At 30.4% G+C, this 18,820-nt stretch carries 17 protein-coding genes; all 17 read right to left on the reverse strand.

Features of this window, described 5'->3' with window-relative positions:
- Positions 1-75 precede the first annotated feature (75 nt).
- Positions 76-1,005, reverse strand: coding sequence for a class I SAM-dependent methyltransferase (locus P2W65_RS01545; protein WP_289662992.1), 930 nt, complete (start codon positions 1,003-1,005; stop codon positions 76-78).
- A 7-nt stretch (positions 1,006-1,012) separates the two neighbouring features.
- Entirely contained in the window at positions 1,013-1,999 is a 987-nt protein-coding gene (locus P2W65_RS01550) for a glycosyltransferase family 2 protein (protein WP_289662993.1), read from the reverse strand.
- Positions 1,996-2,919 (reverse strand): exostosin domain-containing protein, encoded by a 924-nt coding sequence (locus P2W65_RS01555; RefSeq protein ID WP_289662994.1) that lies wholly within the window; start codon positions 2,917-2,919, stop codon positions 1,996-1,998. The genes P2W65_RS01550 and P2W65_RS01555 overlap by 4 nt, the downstream gene beginning before the upstream one ends.
- A 129-nt stretch (positions 2,920-3,048) precedes the next feature.
- Entirely contained in the window at positions 3,049-4,566 is a 1,518-nt protein-coding gene (locus P2W65_RS01560; RefSeq protein WP_289662995.1) for a glycosyltransferase family 2 protein, read from the reverse strand.
- Complete coding sequence (locus P2W65_RS01565; RefSeq protein ID WP_289662996.1) at positions 4,566-5,726, reverse strand: glycosyltransferase family 4 protein; 1,161 nt, start codon at positions 5,724-5,726, stop codon at positions 4,566-4,568. Before P2W65_RS01565 ends, P2W65_RS01560 begins: the two co-directional genes overlap by 1 nt.
- Before the next feature lie 4 nt (positions 5,727-5,730).
- Positions 5,731-6,612, reverse strand: coding sequence for a hypothetical protein (locus P2W65_RS01570; RefSeq protein ID WP_289662997.1), 882 nt, complete (start codon positions 6,610-6,612; stop codon positions 5,731-5,733).
- Entirely contained in the window at positions 6,612-8,045 is a 1,434-nt protein-coding gene (locus tag P2W65_RS01575) for an MBOAT family O-acyltransferase (RefSeq protein WP_289662998.1), read from the reverse strand. The genes P2W65_RS01570 and P2W65_RS01575 overlap by 1 nt, the downstream gene beginning before the upstream one ends.
- 2 nt (positions 8,046-8,047) lie before the next feature.
- On the reverse strand, positions 8,048-9,445 hold the full coding sequence (locus P2W65_RS01580) for a glycosyltransferase family protein (RefSeq protein WP_289662999.1): 1,398 nt from the start codon (positions 9,443-9,445) through the stop codon (positions 8,048-8,050).
- A gap of 33 nt (positions 9,446-9,478) precedes the next feature.
- The gene (locus tag P2W65_RS01585; RefSeq protein ID WP_289663000.1) at positions 9,479-10,354 is read right to left on the reverse strand and encodes an N-acetylneuraminate synthase family protein; all 876 of its coding nucleotides are present in this window, start codon (positions 10,352-10,354) and stop codon (positions 9,479-9,481) included.
- Positions 10,341-11,507, reverse strand: coding sequence for an acylneuraminate cytidylyltransferase (locus P2W65_RS01590; protein WP_289663001.1), 1,167 nt, complete (start codon positions 11,505-11,507; stop codon positions 10,341-10,343). Before P2W65_RS01590 ends, P2W65_RS01585 begins: the two co-directional genes overlap by 14 nt.
- Positions 11,508-11,517: 10 nt before the next feature.
- On the reverse strand, positions 11,518-12,426 hold the full coding sequence (locus tag P2W65_RS01595) for a hypothetical protein (RefSeq protein ID WP_289663002.1): 909 nt from the start codon (positions 12,424-12,426) through the stop codon (positions 11,518-11,520).
- A gap of 1 nt (position 12,427) precedes the next feature.
- On the reverse strand, positions 12,428-13,864 hold the full coding sequence (locus tag P2W65_RS01600; RefSeq protein ID WP_289663003.1) for an MBOAT family O-acyltransferase: 1,437 nt from the start codon (positions 13,862-13,864) through the stop codon (positions 12,428-12,430).
- A 35-nt stretch (positions 13,865-13,899) separates the two neighbouring features.
- Positions 13,900-14,781, reverse strand: a complete 882-nt coding sequence (locus tag P2W65_RS01605) for a glycosyltransferase family 2 protein (protein WP_289663004.1) — start codon at positions 14,779-14,781, stop codon at positions 13,900-13,902.
- Between the two features lie 3 nt (positions 14,782-14,784).
- Positions 14,785-15,933 (reverse strand): glycosyltransferase family 4 protein, encoded by a 1,149-nt coding sequence (locus P2W65_RS01610; protein WP_289663005.1) that lies wholly within the window; start codon positions 15,931-15,933, stop codon positions 14,785-14,787.
- 75 nt (positions 15,934-16,008) lie between these two features.
- Complete coding sequence (locus P2W65_RS01615) at positions 16,009-16,926, reverse strand: glycosyltransferase (RefSeq protein ID WP_289663006.1); 918 nt, start codon at positions 16,924-16,926, stop codon at positions 16,009-16,011.
- 4 nt (positions 16,927-16,930) lie between these two features.
- Positions 16,931-17,764 carry a glycosyltransferase family 2 protein gene (locus P2W65_RS01620; RefSeq protein WP_289663007.1) on the reverse strand — a complete coding sequence of 278 codons (834 nt, stop codon included), beginning with the start codon at positions 17,762-17,764 and terminating at the stop codon, positions 16,931-16,933.
- A gap of 9 nt (positions 17,765-17,773) precedes the next feature.
- Positions 17,774-18,808, reverse strand: a complete 1,035-nt coding sequence (locus P2W65_RS01625) for an acyltransferase family protein (protein ID WP_289663008.1) — start codon at positions 18,806-18,808, stop codon at positions 17,774-17,776.
- Positions 18,809-18,820: the final 12 nt, after the last annotated feature.

Below are 18,820 nucleotides of genomic sequence, written 5' to 3' on the forward strand. Positions count from 1 at the left end.
ATAATCGCAACTAGTATTATTTCACAATGTTAATCAGCTAAAATTAGTCTGTATAATTGTAAAAGCAGTGCGATGCTATTTTTTTAAATTATAAAACTCCTGCAACATATCTTTTGAATTTCTTTTGGTATTATCTTTTCTAAAAGTAAAAGCGTACCCTTTTGGCATAGAAACATTTCTTCTGTTTGGCAAACCTTCTAATTTATCTAAATATTTAAGCCATCCAAACATAATCCTCGTTAAGAACAGCCAAGAACTTCTAATTAGTTTTTTTGAGCTTAAGTTTACAAAATAATTTGACATTGTAACAGCAAGATTAGCGGCATTGCCTTCTGTTATTTCTGCTTTTACTACAGCACATTCAGGAAACAAGCTTCTCATTCCTGTAAAAGTAAATCTAAAAAAATCATACGGCTCAGCATGATATGGAAAACTTTGAGGAGCCTCTATTTGAAGTACACCACCAACTTTAACAATTCTTTGAAGTTCGGCGCAAAACTTCCAAGGATTAATAGTATGCTCAATAACTTGTGCCGCTAAAACGGCATCAAAAGAGTTATCGGTAAAAGGAATAAAATGGCCGTCAAAAATAAAATCAGGATTAAACTGATTATGAACATCTGAAGTAATCACTTGGCAATCTGGAAAGATACTTTTATAATAATTTATTTTCTCGCCAGCACCCAATATTAGTATTCTACCGCCTGCTGGAATTAATTTCCTAAATACTTCATATCTCTTATCTAAATTAAAATCTTTGCAAAGGGACGGAAGTAATCTCCTTCTAACGTAGTTCTTAATGTTAGAAGTATCTAAATGAGATCTATCTTGTGTCGTAACCTTAGAATTAACAATATCATCTTGATTAAAGATTGATTCTGCACCAAATAATACAGGAGTTCCGTTGTGAATTGGGAGTTTAGAGCTATCCTCAAAAATATAAAAATCACTGGTGATCTCTTTTAGTTTGAAATGAGAATCTGGATGTACTATAATTTCTAACATTTGTATTTTATTTTTTTATTAAAACCTGAAACCATCCCATCATTCTTCCTATCGTTTCAGTAAAAGCCTGATTTCTTTTTGTTGTGGTAACTATATTGGTAGACCTTAGAAATATCAAAAGTAAGGTTATTGAATGCCATTTTAGTCGATCTTTCAACGTTGGTTTGGGATTTCTTACATGCCAGACATACCAGCCATTTAACACAACCATTTTCCCATATTTATATTGATTAGGTCTACCCGAAGGTTCATGAAAGTGCTTCAATTTTGCAGAAGTATTAATAAACAATGACCCCGACTTAGATACTCTTAATGTAAAATCTGCATCCTCATACAATCCATAACCTTCAAAATAATTTGAAAAAGCAAAATTTTCAAAGACTGACTTCCTAAAAGATGAAACGCCTCCCATTAATATTTCAGCTGGATATATTTTATCGCTGGGTGGTAAAAATGCAACACTTCTGGCGTGAGAGAATGAAGGAGAGTAACCTGGAGGACAATCACTGTCTAAATTAAGTTTTTTTCTAAGTACAAAACGACTTCCTTCATTTCGTTTCCAGCCATCATAATAAAACTCTTTACTATTTGCCTTATAATTTTCTGATACTTTTTCCCATTTAACCTCATTTGTGATATAACCGCCTACACCTAAAGCTTCTGGAAACAAAGAATAGGTATTTAAAAGGTTTTCAAAATATGCAGATTCCAAAACAGTATCATCGTCTAAAAAACATACAATCTCACTAGACGGATCAACTTTTGAAATTCCAAAATTTCGTTGTTTAGTAAGTCCACGATTTTCTTCTGAAATCAAAAAATAGTTCAAATTTTGAAAATTATTTTCTTCTAGAATAGTTTTAGTTTTAGTATCCAAAGATCCATCTACAATTATTATTTCACTCGGATACAAAATTTGATCCCGAACCGATATTAATAATTTCAACAATGGTTCAGGACGCATATAGGTACAAACAATTAAAGAGAATTTCATTTATTTCTTAAATATTCGTTACTTATCTGAATAAAATAATCAATCCTATTTAATTTTTCTAAAACCAATTTTCTATTCTTTTTTTGTATTTCTTTCAATTCTTCTTGGGTCTTTGATTCATGAAAATAGATTAAATCCTCAATTATAGAATTTTCTGAAACTATTAAGCAATGCTGTTTCCAGTCAATTATATTTTCCAAAGGTAACTTTACATCTGTATCAACTAAAACTGGAATTCTCCCCATTATTAAAGCTTCATAAAAACGAACAGAGAAATTCCCATTTCCTCTCAAGCAAAAAACATATAAATTGTTTTGAATATTATTAAAAAACTCTAATGTGGTATCTTCTTTAGAACCTGCATTTTTGCCTTGAGCTCTGTATTTTTTTCTAAAAATAAAATTACTTTCAATTTTACTCTCATTTACTATTTTTTGTAAAAGCTTAAATCTTTTCCAGCCTGAAGGATAAAACGGATGGTAGTCTTCAGGGCTTTTCTTCAGTATATTGATCAAATTCCTTTTAGCATATAAAACAAATTCCTTGCAAATTTTCAAGAAGGATCCGTTTGCATTTCCAACAAAACCAATATTGGGCTGTTCCTTTTTTGGCAATAAAAAAAAGTCGTTTTTTAGTACTTCTTTATAAGGATCATTAATAAATGAAGGTATAATATTCGTTGAAGTATTAAGTTTTGATTTAAAACCTCCGAGGCGAAATGTTGTAACATTAAATATTTCTGAACTAAATCCGAAATCACCTGCCGCGTATATCCAAATGGGAAGATCATATTTTGACACCATCGCAATCCAATCATTGAAAAAATTAATTTTATCATTTTTCAGGAAAGAAATAATATCAACTGGAAAAATTGCAACATCAGCCTCTGAAATTGCATCTGTAAAACAAAAATTTGCCATTGCTTTTTCATTCGGTAAATAAACCAAATCAAAAAGCAGGGGAAAAACTTTCCTCCTGTTCTCTGGAATTAAAAACTGATGTTGGGTATATATTTTCAGCATTATAAGAATTAGTTCTTATATATTTTTTTACTTTTCTAATGTCTTAGACCATTTTACACTTAACTTCCAGCTCGTATTAAATTTTGAAACATCAAAAATATTAAGTTTATTAAGTTTAAAAAATAAAACTGTTTTGTATCCCAATAACTGCTGTTTCGTTGAGTACTTTGATTTAACGTACATTATATTCGGAGAAGGTTTAGGAGATTCCCCTTTTTGTTCCCAAGGAAATACAAATTTATTTCTAAATCCTCCCATTGGCGCTTTGAGATGCAGAATACTTAAATCTGGAAAATAGATTATATCGACACCTAAATTTCGAAGTTGCAAACCAAAATCGGTGTCTTCGCCATAACCAAATTCTAGCGCTTTATTAAAAGAAACAACGTTTAAAAAATCTGATTTTAGAAAACTATTTCCAGAACCAAAAATTCCAGATTGATGAATTATACTGAATTTTAAGATTTCTTTTTTTTGAAGATAAGACGTTGTCACGCAATTCACTCCATATAATGATGCTTTTTCTAAAACTTTCTCAATCAAATCTGAATCAAATCGATTATCGTCGTCATTCAAAAATACCCACTCGCTTTCGACTTCTGCCAAAGCCAAATTCCTTGCATTACAGGCACCGGCTTGTCTTGTAAAAGTATGCTTTATAGTAAATGGCCAGCTCTCCATGTTTAAATAATCAAGTTCTGATTCACTGTCTTGACTTGGGTTTTGCTCTATAATTATAACATTTTTGGGCAAGTGGCTTTGCTGTGATAAATCTTTTAATACATCGTACAAAAATTGTTTTCTCCCAATCGTTGGAATGATAACATCTATAGTACTTTTATCAACGGTTTTGTTTATTGATTGAACTTGAATTGTATCGGATAAATTTTTATCCAGCTTTCGCCTAAAATAAAAAATACTCACAAAAAGAGATCCTATCGATATTCTCCTTTCGTATAAAAACAAATTCAGAAACAATAAAAATATCCAACGCATCTTATAATGCTGCTTAACAAAACGAAATAAAAGAAATGAATTCGAAGCATTAATTGGAATTATTTCTAAAAGATTATTTAACAGCTTAGGCTCAGAATAACAAAACACCCCATTCGGCATGGCCAATTTTGCGAAAGAAAGCAGAAAGTAATCAAAATTTCGATCTTTTTTAATCTCTTCTTTTAAGACGTTTAGAATAGAAGCGTGAATACCTCCTACAGCACTGCTCATCTGCCATGTTGGATAACTAACTTTTTTGTTAATTTTCAAAAATGGAGAATCCTCAACATAACCAATTGCATCTGATAAAAAAGATCTTTCTCCTGGATTATAAGATGCCATAATTTTGTTATGGTGGAAAACCTCATCAAAACGCTTACTATTTAAATTAGATTTTAGTTTTGTATGACACCAAACAATCAAACTATCTCGATGATCAGCTGCTATTTCAAATAACGTCTCAGCAATATTGTTTTGCGGGATAGATTTACTTTCTCCGTTATAATCAATCTCGACTACTTTATTATTTTCATGATAAACAATAATCATTATTGGCTTTTGTTTGGATTGATTATTTTCTTATAAAATTCAATATTCTCGTGCACCAAAGTATTAATATCAAATTTAGCTTCTACTCTAGTTCTAGCTTTTTTTCCTATTTCTTGGCAAAGTAAATCACTTTGTAATAACTGAATAATTCTATTAGAAAAATCATCATGATTTGAAGGATGAACCAAAAAACCACTTTCTTGATCTACAATTAGTTCCTGTGCCCAGCCTATATTACTATTCACTACTGCTTTTTGCATGGCCATAGATTCTATTGTTACCATTCCTAAAGTCTCTGCGAAAGTAGGAAACACACAAATATTTGCTTTTCTTATGTACTTTTGTACTTCTTCGTATGGAATTTTCCCCAAATAATCTACCTGTTTCAAGTCTTGTTGATTAAACAAATCTTTCATCAACTCCCATGTTGAATTTGAGTTTGTTTTAATATCAAAAGAATCTACTCCAATTAAAACTAATTTTGCATCAGGAACCTCAATACGAACTTTATTAAAAATTTCTGGCAGCGCTAAGACTCCTTTTTTTCTAATGATTGTACCAATGTATAAAATGAGATTTTTTTCAAATTCTTTAGGATTATCATTTTCAAAATTTGAGAGACTTAATCCATAATGAATCGTTGCAATCTCTTTATGTTCTATTTTAAATAGTTTTTTTGAAACTTCTCCTGCGAAACTTGTTGGGGCAATAAAAGCCTTTGCTCCTTTGGTCGCTAATTTTTCAAACCAAAAATTTTTAATTTTCTGTTTTCTATTTTCTAAGTGACAAAAATAAGTGTCACTTCCATGAAAACGAATCACAAGCGGAATTTTAAATTTCATAAAGGCTGTAATTCCTGTCCAATCTGGTGCTTCAATAAGATCAATTCCTTTTTTTTTGATAATCGAATTACAATATTGCTCTATGTGTTTTCGATGGAAAAACCAGCCAAAAAATTTATACTTTTTATTTTTAATTAAATGAATCTCAAGATTACTTTCTTTAATAATTTCGTGATTCTTCTGCCCATAAACAAATACCGTCACTTGGATATCTGCTTTAACAAGAGACTCCACTAAATTTTTTATGCTAGTACCTAAACCACCAGAATTTGTAGTCTTGGCATGAGGAAACTCTGGTGTCAAAAAAGCAATATGCATAAAATTATTTATTAAAGAAATCTTTTAAAATTTTAGCTGTAAACAGCTTTGCCCCTTCATCTGTCATGTGTCCGCAAGACGAAAAATATTTGTTTTCTACAACTGTATTTTCGTAATTATGAATTTCTGGATATGCTTTTTTTACTTTATCAAAATAATTCATCCCTACAACATTTTCGCACATTGGGGTCATAACAGCAATAAAATTAATGTTATTCTTCTTGCATATATCTTTAATCTCCTCATAATATTTATTATAAGCCAGCGGATTCAAATTGACAATATTATTTTTCATATTACCATTTTTATGTTTCTGCAGCGGATAATATCCTAAATTGTCTAGTGCATTTGTTTTTTCATTTGCAGTTATCTTATAGATTTCCCGAAAACCAATCTTAGAATCAAACTTTACGTATCTGTAAAAAGGTATATAATACAATTCGTTAAAATACTTTTCTGTCGAAAAATGCTCTTTGATAACTTTGGAACAATGAATAAAAGGTAAAAATTTTGCTGCAACGCCTTCCGATTCTTGATCATTCGAAAGATTCAAATCGGCTTCCAGAATAACATTTTTGATTTCGTATTTTCTTTCTATCATTAATTTCAGCATTAACGAAGCTTCAAATAAATGTCCGCCACTCATACCGTAATTAAAAGTTTTTAAACCTTTGTCTTCAAACATCTGCGCAACAAAATGATTATTTGCCCTAGAAGAACCTAAAATTACAACATCGTATTTTTCAGCTTTAGAATTTACAACATTTTCAATTTTTCCACGATTTCGAGACTGCATGAACACATAAGTGTAAAAGCCGTCTAACAGAACCGCAATCAAAATTATTACTAGAAAAATTTTAATTATATAGAGTAAAAACTTTTTCATTAAAATTGGAAATAAATAAATTCTTTATAATCCGAGTATGTTCCAAAAGCAATAATTGCCAGAATTGCTAAAGCCATTTTTAACAAACTTCTCTTCCCTGAAATTGGTTCAACTTTAGTTCGGTTATTCCATTCAACCCAAACAAATAGTCCAATCATTAACAGTAATTCATAATTATATCTTTCGTTGTCTAAGTATTGAGAAACAAATTCTCTGTTTGTAACTATTCTTTTTAAGTATAAAACAGCATCTGTAATTGTTCTTGCCCTAAAAAACACCCAGGCGACACAAGTCAATGAAAAAGTTACTAGAATACTAAATAGTACTTTTAGAGAATCTAAATTCCATTTTAAGACAATGGAGTCCATATTATTTCTATTGCTATTTGAAAGTAATAACGGAAGGAAATAAACTGCATTTATAAATCCCCAAACAATATAAGTCCAATTAGCTCCATGCCAAAAACCGCTTACAATAAAAATGATAAACGTATTTCTAATTTTCATCCAAAGTCCGCCTTTACTTCCACCCAACGGAATGTAAAGATAATCACGAAACCAAGAAGAAAGTGAAATATGCCAGCGGCGCCAAAACTCTGCAATATCTCTTGAGAAATACGGATAATTGAAATTTCTCAATAAATCCAAACCAAATAATTTTGAAACCCCAAGTGCAATATCTGAATATCCTGAAAAGTCTCCATAAATCTGAAAAGCAAAATAAACAGCTCCCAAAATCAATGAAAAGGAATTCATAGAAGGATAATGATCAAAAATTGCATTTCCATACACCGCACAAGTATCTGCAATGACCACTTTTTTAACTAATCCCCAAACTATTTGACAAACACCATCTTTTGCTTTTTCAAGATCAAATTCTCTTTTAACTTTTATTTCTGGCAATAGATGCGTTGCTCTTTCAATAGGACCAGCCACAAGAAGCGGAAAATAGCTCACAAACAAAGAATAATCGACAAAGTTATATTCTGCTTTTATTCTTTTGTAATAGATGTCTATAACATATGATAAACCGTGGAAAGTGTAGAATGAAATTCCGACCGGCAGAATTACATTTAATAAAATCGGGCTCGTTTTAAATCCAATAGAGGTAAACATTTCTGCAAATGAAGCTGCAAAGAAATTGTAATATTTAAAGATTCCCAAAAATCCTAAATTGACTATAATACTCAGCCAAAACCAGAATTTCCGGCTTTTGTCTGAATTGCTTTTCTCAATCTGAATTCCTGTGAAATAATCTAAGAATGTAGAGAATACCAATAAAAACAGAAATCTCCAATCCCAGCAGGAATAGAAATAATAACTCGCAACAATTAACAAAGCATTTTGCGTGCTTTTAGTTTTATTGAAAACGAACCAATACAGAAAAAAAACGATTGGCAGAAAAACTGCAAATGTTAAGGAATTAAAAAACATTTTTACTTAATTAAACATTTACCAATTGTATCCCAAATTGTTAAAGAAGCTTGTGTTGGATTTTTCCCAGCAACAATTTCATACCATTTTTTTCCATCTGGCACATTCGTTAGTTTTTGATCTAAGATTTGCTTTAACTGATTTTCTAAATCATTTTTATTTGTACAAAAAACGGCTGCTTGCTGGCTCGGCATACTTCTAAAATGAACATATTTATAGTTTTGTCCAATGTCTCTTATCCCTTTTTTTAATTGAGGCTGTTCGTAATTGAAATAAATACAAGGTTTGTCGTGAGCTACAAAATCAAAAACGGTCGATGAACAAACATTTGTTACTAATTCTGAGTGCGCACAAACGTTATGTAATAAACCTAAATCTTCCTTTGTTGGTAAAATTTCATTCCAGTTTTTACCAGCAGGTTTCCATAAAGGGTCAAGTACAGCAATAACATCTTTATAAGACTCCAAAACTGTGCTGTATCTTGTTGTCGTGTCTACTGGACATTTACGATAAATAATACCTAAATTCTCTCCTTTTGAATTTAAACTACGTACGGCTTTTGCTAAATCCTCCAAATAGTACTGATCGAGTGGTGACGTTGTTTCGTCATCGCCAGAAAAACAAATATATCTTTTAGAAACGTCTAGATTATTTTCATTAAAAAAAGCCTCTCTGCTCTTCGATAGGTTAATGTCATAATGAGGTTCAAATTGAGGAGTACCTGTCACAAAAACCTGAGACTCTTTTACGAAAGGATAATATTTTAATACTTCTTCTTTCATTAAATCGCTCCATACAAAGTAATAATCAGCTTCGACAACCTGCATTGCCTTAGGAACATTATCCCAAGAATATACAAAAGCTACTACTGGAATTTTAAGATCTTTGGCTGCCAGTAATGCGCTTATAGACTGCGTTGCCCTTTGAGTGGTACAAAAAACCAGATCCGGTTTATGTTCCTGCAATTGTTCTTTGCAATAGTGATACTTAGAAGTCGAACGCTCTAGGGCATTGATGCGTTTTCTAATCCTCAGAATTCCATTTTCTGAAGAATTTAAAACAATTAATGTTCTAATAAATAAAGTACGTAATATATTTTTCAAACCATTGTAACTAAAAGGAAATTTATAGGTTTCATAAACCTTGTCATCGAATTTCTTTTGAGAAACATTAAGTTCGATATGTTTTCTAATTCTAGAATAAAGAGGCGTTAAAGGATGTGTTTTATGGTTTTCGATTTTAACCTCATCAAATCCTAACTGCTCTTTTAGAGAAAAAACAGTATTATTCCAATACGTGATTTGATACCCTTTGTCTTCTCCTATTTCTTTAAATTTTGTAAAAGCAAAATTTCGAAGCCCAACGCCATCAGGAAAAAAGATAAATATTTTTTTTTTCATTTCAACAGAAAAACAATAATTTGAATTACTTCTTTATACTTTTTTATTTTTCAATTTATCTCTTTGAATTTGCTCAATTGGCAAAATATCAGTTGATTTAAATGTTAATGCTTGATAAACTGCATTTAAATCACGAGTCAGTTTTCGCAATCCCATAGGTTCTAAAGATGCTGCGTGATCTGTCCCTTTCCAGGTTCTATCTAAAGTATAATGTCTTTCAATAATATTTGCTCCTAAAGTATAAGCGGCAATATCTACAGCAATACCTAAATGATGTCCTGAAAAACCAATATGTTTTACTTTGGCTTCATATTTTTCTCTTAAAATATTAATATCTAAAAGACATACATCTTCAAAAGGAACTGGATATCCAGACGTACAGTTATATAAAACCAAATCTTTGTTTCTTCCTTTTTCAGTAAAAAATTCAACTAAAGTATCGGTCTCGTTTTTAGTGGTCATTCCGGTAGAAATATGGATTTCTCCTGGGTAATTATCACTTAACCAGCCCAGCATTTCAAAATTATTATTACAGGCTGACGGAATTTTAATAAAATCAGGATTTAAAGAAGCTATTTCTTTTGCTGATGTTGTATCCCAAACAGATGTTGAATAGGTTATTCCTATTTCATCACAATATGCTTTTAACTCTTTATGCTCTTCTACATCAAATTCTAAGAATTCTCTATGCGCTCCGTAGGTTTCGCCATAAGAATTAGAAAAATTGGGATGTGGTGCATTGTATTGTTCTTCTGTTAGAAGTTCTTTATTATTACGTTTTTGGAATTTAACAGCATCTGCGTTTCCAAAGATTTTAGCTATTTTAATTAACTCTTTGGCAATTTCCATTTCGCCTTTATGGTTGCATCCAATTTCTGCAATCACATAAGGTTTTTTAAATTCCTTCATAACGTTTGTTGTACTTTATTAAAATTTCACAAGTTTCTCTTATTGCGCCAGCTCCAGAGTTATGGGTCAATACATAATCTGCATTTGTTTTTACAATATCTGTTGCATCAGCTGGTGTAAATGACCATCCAACACTGCAAATATTAGCTAAATCATTGACGTCATCGCCCACATAGGAAACGGCGCCAAAACTACTATTTCTCTCTGAAAGAAAATGTGTTAAAAAGGAAAATTTATCTTTTATGCCTAAAAAAGTGTGTTTTATTTGTAACTTCTTCATTCTCTGCCCAACTAACTCAGAATTTTCTGAGGTCATTACCACAACTTCGACATTATTTTGTCTTAAGATTTCTAATCCCATTCCGTCACGCATATCAAATTTTTTCGCCATTTCGCCATTTGCGTCATAATAAACGCATCCATCTGTAAAAACACCATCGACATCTAAAACCAAATAATCAATTCTTTGATGCACTTTCTGTTTCTTCTGGCGATCGGCCAAAAGCTTTTCTATAATATCCCAATCAGATAAACTATCAATTTCCACTAGAGATTCTTCTTCCATTTTTACTAAACCAATAGAACCACTCACTCTATTTTTAGAATTTAAGAAAGCTTCTTTTGTAGTAACGTAAACGGCTCCGTTTTCAATTAATAATCCCTCAAAATCCTGACGCCTTGGTCTTTTAAAAACATCATAATTTTGCGGAGTTCCATCTGAATTCCATATAAAACGATGTGTGTTTACAACCGTTAAAGCAGCATCTTTTTTATTGATGAGAATTTCGTTTAATGCTGCATTAATATCTGCAGCCTTTGTCATTGGCGAAGTAGCCTGAAGCAAACACAATAAATCAAAGTTATTTTTCAATATGCCTGCGAATTCTAACATAGCACTTTCGGTTGATGCCGTATCAGAAGCATTTTCATCATTGCGCAAAAGAGTTTTTACTTTTGAAGTCCAAGAATATTCTTTTTTAATATAATCTATAATGTCCTGATCATCTGTAAAAACATAAACCTCATCTAATTCTGAGAAAACAGCTTCGGTTAAAACCCATGAAAAAAGAGGTCGGCCTAGCATTTTCTTTTTATTTTTCCCCAGAATTCCCTTAGAATTCTTACGAAGCGGGATTATAGCTGTTTTTATCATATTAGATTCTTTAATTTTTACCCAAATTTATAAATTTACTCAATTCGTTGCTAAATAGCTTTGCCCCTTCTATATTCAAATGAGACTCATCATGAAAATATTCTATTTTTTTGTACCTTAAATCGGTCGTATCATAGACATACAATAGATTTTCTGGCAATGAAATTGATTTAATCCGATTTGCCAAAACTGAATTATAAACTCTAAAATTGGGCGCAAAACAATACATCAGCTTTATGTTTTTTTCTTTACAAATCTTTTGAAACTCTAAAAAAGCTTCCCGTTTGTCTTTAAGTTCTTTTTCAATTGGATATCGTTCTTGTTTTTTCTCAAACTTAAAATTATTCTTGCCCGCTTCTACAGCAAAAGGCATTGATCCGCAAGGCAAAATAGGACTTTCTATTGGCATTTTCTTCTTTGTAAAAGTAAAACTGCTTCTATTTATTCTTCCTAAATATAAAAATCTTAAAAGTTCACTCTTATCATTTTGCCTAATAAGCTCATCATTTATATAATTATACTTTTCTAAAGGATATAAACGATCAAACCTATATTCTAATGATTTTACATCTAAAAATTCATAAGGATTATCTATAGAGAGTATAATAATTTTTGGCGCGTTATTATATCGCAATAATGTTTTGAGCAAAAATAATTGAAACTGAATATTGGAACCCGCATAAGAAATATTGTATGCTGTTTTTCCAGTTTCTTTTTCAATTTGTCCAGCTATAATATTATAAGCTCCCCTAGAAGATCCCATAATAATGACTTCTTTATTTATTTTTCCGTTTAACAAAAGTTCTAACCTATTGTCTGCCTCTAATTTAGGAGCGTTATACAACAAGACATAAAATAGTTTGTCTATGATGAAGAAGATTAAACAAAATAATGCAACTCTTAGTAAAAATCTTTTCATATTAAAACTGGAAATAAATAAACTCCTGCTCTTTGGCACCAAAAATAAAAATAGCTATTAATAAAACGATATACATCGTCCATCTAAAAGAGCTACTGTATTGAAAAGCTAATTTTTCAAGTGCGTATTTATTTCTTCTTCCTAACCATTCTATAATTATAAAAAATACAATCAGTATTATTAAATAAGTAGGACGCACACTTGGCAGCGAAAAAAGAGATTTAGAAAAGATCCCCGAAATAAATTGAAAGGCATGATGCAAATTATTTGCCCTGAAAAATATCCATGCAAAAACAGTTAATCCAAATGTTGTCAACATTAACACAAATTCCTTGAAAGAAGGCAAAATAGAGTTGGAAGCAACAATTTCAATATGATCCCTATTTCTATTAAAAAGCAATAACGGCAAAAAATAAATTGCATTTAGTAATCCCCAAACAAGAAAAGTCCAATTTGCTCCATGCCAAAATCCGCTGACTAGAAAAACTATAAATGTGTTTCGAACCTGAATCCATTTTTTACCCTTACTGCCACCTAGCGGAATATATAGATAGTCTTTAAACCAAGAAGATAAAGAAATGTGCCAGCGGCGCCAAAACTCGGCAATATCTCTTGAAAAATAGGGAAATGAAAAATTCTGAAGCAGTTCGATTCCAAATAATCTTGCAGTTCCTAATGCTATATCTGAATATCCGGAAAAATCACCATAAATCTGAAAGGCGAAAAAGACAGCCCCAATGAATAAAGTGCTTCCAGAATGTTCTGCCGAATTATTAAAAATTAAGTTTGCCTGAATAGCACAATTGTCTGCAATTACAATTTTTTTAAATAATCCCCAAAGTATTTGTCGTAAACCGTCAACAGCTTGTTGATAGTTGAAATTTCTCTTCTTTTTTATTTGAGGAAGTAAGTGTGTTGCCCTTTCTATTGGGCCAGCAACCAACAACGGAAAAAAGGAAACAAAAACGGCATAATCGACAAAGTTTTTTTCTGCTTTAACTCTGTTTTTATAAATATCAATTACATAAGACAAGCCATGAAAAGTATAAAAGGAAATTCCTATTGGCAATATTACTTTTAAAGACCATGTGTTAATTTGAAAACCAAAAATGGAAATTAAATCTTTGAATGATTCTGCAAAAAAATTAAAATATTTAAAAAGCGCCAAAAAACCTAGATTAGCCGTAATACTAAGCCAAAACCAAAACTTTTTGTGAAAATCATTACCGCTCTTTTCTATCTGAAGTCCAGAAAAATAATCTAATAAAGTTGAAAAAAGAAGTAAAAACAAAAAACGCCAATCCCAGCAAGAGTAAAAAAAATAGCTGGAAGCTAATAAGAGTATGTTTTGAAGCCTTAAACTTTTATTGGTAACAAACCAATACAATATAAAAACCAAAGGCAGAAATAAGGCAAAATTAAACGAATTAAAGAGCATTTATAAATTGTTGTTTTTTTTAAATCCTATAAAAATTAATACTTTAATCCTTTTAATTCTATTATCTTTTGTAATGTTTCATTTGAAACAGGTTTTCTAAATTTTAAAACACTTGAAGTGTTTTTCATAGCCTCAAAAATAGATTTAAAAAATAAAACAAAGCATTTTTTATCTGTCAATGCATATTTTTTAAAATTATGAAAAAGCAATTTCATGATCTTAAAAGTTGGTTTAGGATAATAAACCAAATAATAATAAATAGTGTTTTTCAGCTGTTTTTCGAATCTAAAGTAATTTCTGCCTTGAGCCAATCGTTGTTTTTTGTCTATTCTGTGGTTAACGATAATAGCACTATTATACAAAATATCATATCCCAAATCAAGAACCTCGATTGCTAAACAAGGTTCTTCGCCATAAATATCAATCCATGTAGGAAATCCTCTTGTTTCGTTATAAACCTCTTTTTTTACAGCAAAACCACAACCTATAAAATCTGTTGTTTTATATTTCAAAGATTTAGAATCTCTGTGTTGAAATGCTTCTTCGTCTGTTGTAAACAATCCTTTTATTTCTTGAAAAGCAATGATTCCAGAATTCGGGTTATTTGAGAATGTATTGGTTACTTGGTTTATAAAATCATCACTTATTGGATGTGCATCGTCATCAAGTCCAATAAAAATAGTCCCTTTTGCTTTCTTATAGAGAATAGTTCTTGCTGGTGAAGCTCCAATGCTTTTCTCTATAAAGGTCCATTGAACCCAATTGTATTTTGGTATTATTTTTTGAGTATCTGAACAGCCGTCAATTAAAATTAAAATTTCATGTTTCGATAAATCTAATATATTGAATATTTTATTTAATGCTAATTCGAGTTCTTTCACTCTATTCTTGGTAACAATTAGAATTGATATATCCATTATTTATTGTCTGTAAACGGTCTGATATAGTTGGACGATTTCCTTTTGTAAATGCATTCTATTGAAATTTCTATCTACATAAGCCGTATTATAATCCTGTGCAGAGGCTCTTAATTCGAAATTATCAATTGCCATTTTTATCCATTTAGAAATTTCGACACTATCAAATGGATTGTCAATTAGATACCCATTCTGACCATGAGTAATAACCTCTTCCGAAACCTTACCTGGATTGGACTGAATAGGAAAAGCTCCCATTGCCATTGCTTCTACTCCACTTGTAGGTAATCCATCAGAAATACTATTGGCAATATGCAAAATACTTTTGCCCATAATTTGCAGTAAATCTGAATTTGCAATAAACTGTCCTCTAATAAATATTTTTACGTTTAGAGAAGAAAAAAAGATCGAATTTTCTATATATTCTTTTAATTTTTGATCTGTACTATAAATAATGAATTCAAAGTTTTTAAGTTCATCAAATGATAAAAGTTCTATTGCTTCAATAACTTCAATAGCTTTCCCTACACCATCTTCGTATCCTTTGATAATTATAGTCTTTCTATCTTCAATTTTTTGAATGTCATTTTCTTTTATATCCAGCCCTCCATTACCAATGTAAACTCCAAGAAAATTATTCTTGAAACCATTTTGCTTTGCTATCTCATAATCCCTATGACAATCTGTAATTAAAAAATCGGCTCTCTGTAAAAAAGATTCAAACTGTTCTTGCAGTATTCCAATTTCTTTATAGAAATAGATATCACTTCCCCATGAAGAATACATAAATTTTTGGTTTGGATACTTATTCATAATTTCAAGAATAGGTAATCCGCCCAATTTCATTTCAAAACAATGTACAACATCTGGTTTTATATCAAGAAGTAATTTCTCGAAAACAGACTCTAGTTTTCTTTCGTTATATTTTGATATCCATTTACTTAATTCTGGAAATTTCTTTTTAAGAGTATGCCGAAACGGAAAATCATATCTTAACTTCCAGCCTTTAATTTGGTTTACCCAGCTAATTCTTGAAACTTTTTCTCCTCCATCTTTAATATCAAACCAATAAACATCATATCCGGAATCTTTCAATTGGTTGACCCACTGGAAAAAATGATGATTTGGTATTGCAACCATTAGTATTTTCATATGTAGAAATATTCTCTTATTTTAACTTTTGAATCTTAAAAACTTCAAATTGTTATAATGCTTTTGGATATCTAACTATTTCAAACTTTTATAAATGGAGTATAAATAAAGCTTTGTATCTGGATAATTTAAACCTGCATATTTTAAGTTGCTTAAAAATTGAGCAAAACCTTTACTATATTTATGTTCTCTATTATAATTTAAAGTCAAAGCTTTTTTTAGTGCAATTATGGCTTTAAATACAACTTCTCTTCTTGAAGCGAAACTTTCATCTGCATAAATATCATTCAAAATATTTAAATTAATCTGTACCAAATTACTATTAACTCTTCTCATTTCCGAAGAAATTCCTGCATCAATTCTATATACTGCTGTTGTATCATTTAAAAAATGAATTTTCCCACCATCTTTAATTGTCCATAAATAAGTTGGCCAATCTCCAAAAGGATATTTCAAAAGCCATTTGGGAATTTCATTATGATCGTTTTGATTATTTTTGAATAATACAGAAACAGATGAAATGTAATTCATAAAAATCAAATCATCAAAACTTGTATCTACTTTATCTGTTATAGAAATCCATTTCTTCATGGTGCCGTCATTGCGAAGCAGCTGAAGGGAAGTATAAACAATTGAAAAATCAGGATTATTTTCTAAAAAATCAACCTGTTTTTGAAGTTTGTATTCGTCAGTCCAATAATCGTCACCATCACAAATCGCTATATACTTTCCATCACATTCTTTGATCGTACGTATATAATTTTTTATTAGACCTATATTACTTTCTAATGCAGGTAGAAGTTTTATTTTATCACCATATTCTACAGCATAACTTTCGCAAATAGCTCGAGTAGAATCTTTACTACAATCTTCGCCTATTACCAATTGATATTTGAAATTGGTTTTCTGAGCTAAAATACTGTCCAGCGTTTGACTTATAAATTTTTCTTGGTTATAAGTCAGGATGAAGATGCTAACTTTACATTCACTCATTTTTTTATTTTCTTTTTTGGAAAAGCTTTGCTCTTATCGATTTCAACGTTTTATGAATCCTAAATACAGTTGAATTCTCAATATTTCTTATTTTTTTTTGAAGCATTATAGCACTTCTAGCGGCCAATATTGGATTTCCAAAATAATTATTATAGATCTCTCTGTTTAGATCAAATATCATATTTAGCACAAGATTATGTTTTTCCTTATCCTTGTATGCGTCACTTAATGAAACTTCTGTATGTTTACGATAATAAAAAAGGATTTCAGGAATTTTATGGACTTTGCCATTTGGGCTTAAAAGCCTGATCCATAAATCCCAATCTTCTAATCCAGATTTTAATGTTTCATTGTATTGTCCCGCTTCAATAAAATCTTGTTTCTTAAATAATGAACTAATAAATATCATATTATCAATTAAAATTTCTGGAAAAGAATAAGGAGAAAGGATCCACTCCCCTTGCTTTGCTCCAAAATATGATGCTCTACAATAAACTAATTTTATTGTTTCATCCAACTCGAAAACATTCAGTGCTTTTTCTAAATAGCTTACTTCTATAATGTCGTCTGAATCGAGGGGTAAAATATAAATACCAGAAGATTTTGAAATACCAAAATTTCTCGCGCTAGACGCCCCTCCATTTTCTTTCGAATAATATAAAAATCTACTATCTAAATCACACCATTTCTTTGCTATTTCCTCCGTTTCATCTTGACTTCCATCATTCACTATTATACATTCCCAATTCGTATAAGTTTGATCAATCACCGATTGCAAAGATTCGCTCAAATAATTAGCACGATTAAAGCAAGGAACTATGATTGAAATTAGAGCCATTTTTTAGTATTAATTTATTTTATTGAAACTTATTGTTTTATAATGTAATGCCTTTTTTTCAATAAAATGCCATGATAAAAAACCAAGAGCTATAGAAATAACAACTGATGTAATCATTAGCATACAAGTATCCATTTTGAAAAAATACATTAAAACTTGCTGTACTGGAAAGCTATATATATAAATTCCATAAGATGAATCTCCAGCTTTACCAAAATCACGCAAAAATGTGATGGGTACAAAACCAATTAACAATACAATAACCGGTAGTAAAATATGTTTAACTGAATCATAATAGCTAAAACGAAGGGCGATAAATATAAAAAGAAGTGCTATTACTAAAATTATTTTTTTGTTCTTGATTTTTTCAAAATTTAAAACAGCAAGTAAACTTCCTGCGATAAAAAAGGTTCCGAGATTTAGAACATGTATTCCTTGAAAACCTAAAACTGATGATCCTGCAAATCTCACTAAATAAAAATTATAAAGAACTAGAAATAAAATATAGGATATACAAAGTATAACAACTTTTGTCTTTTTATTTTTAATAAAAAATAAAAATGCCAGAACTATATACAGTGTAAACTCATACCTTATAGTCCATAAAGAACCATTTATGGCATGATAGGGATTTGTATCAAATATTCCTTTAATACCAGACTGAAATTTATACAAAATAAGATTATATGGAATATAAGTATATACTTCTCTATTTAACAAAAAGGGAATAGATCCATTATAAACAAACGGAGCCAATACTACTGAAAAAAGCAACACAAAAAATAATGCAGGAAAAAGTCGCAAAAATCTTTTTCTAAAGTACTCTTTTAGACTTTGACTTCTTTCTAAGCTCTGAAAAATAAAGAACCCACTGATGATAAAAAAACCATTCAAACCAATTTGAGCCATAACAAGCTGACCGTTAGAAACTTGAAAAATCCATTGTTTTGTTTCATGACTTCCCGATAATGGATAAGCGTGTGAGAGCACTACTAAAAGAGCAAATAAAAACCGTAAAAAATCAAAATTATTATTCTTAATCATATCGGATTTAAG

Source organism: Flavobacterium panacagri (genome assembly GCF_030378165.1).
Classification (GTDB): Bacteria; Bacteroidota; Bacteroidia; order Flavobacteriales; family Flavobacteriaceae; genus Flavobacterium; species Flavobacterium panacagri.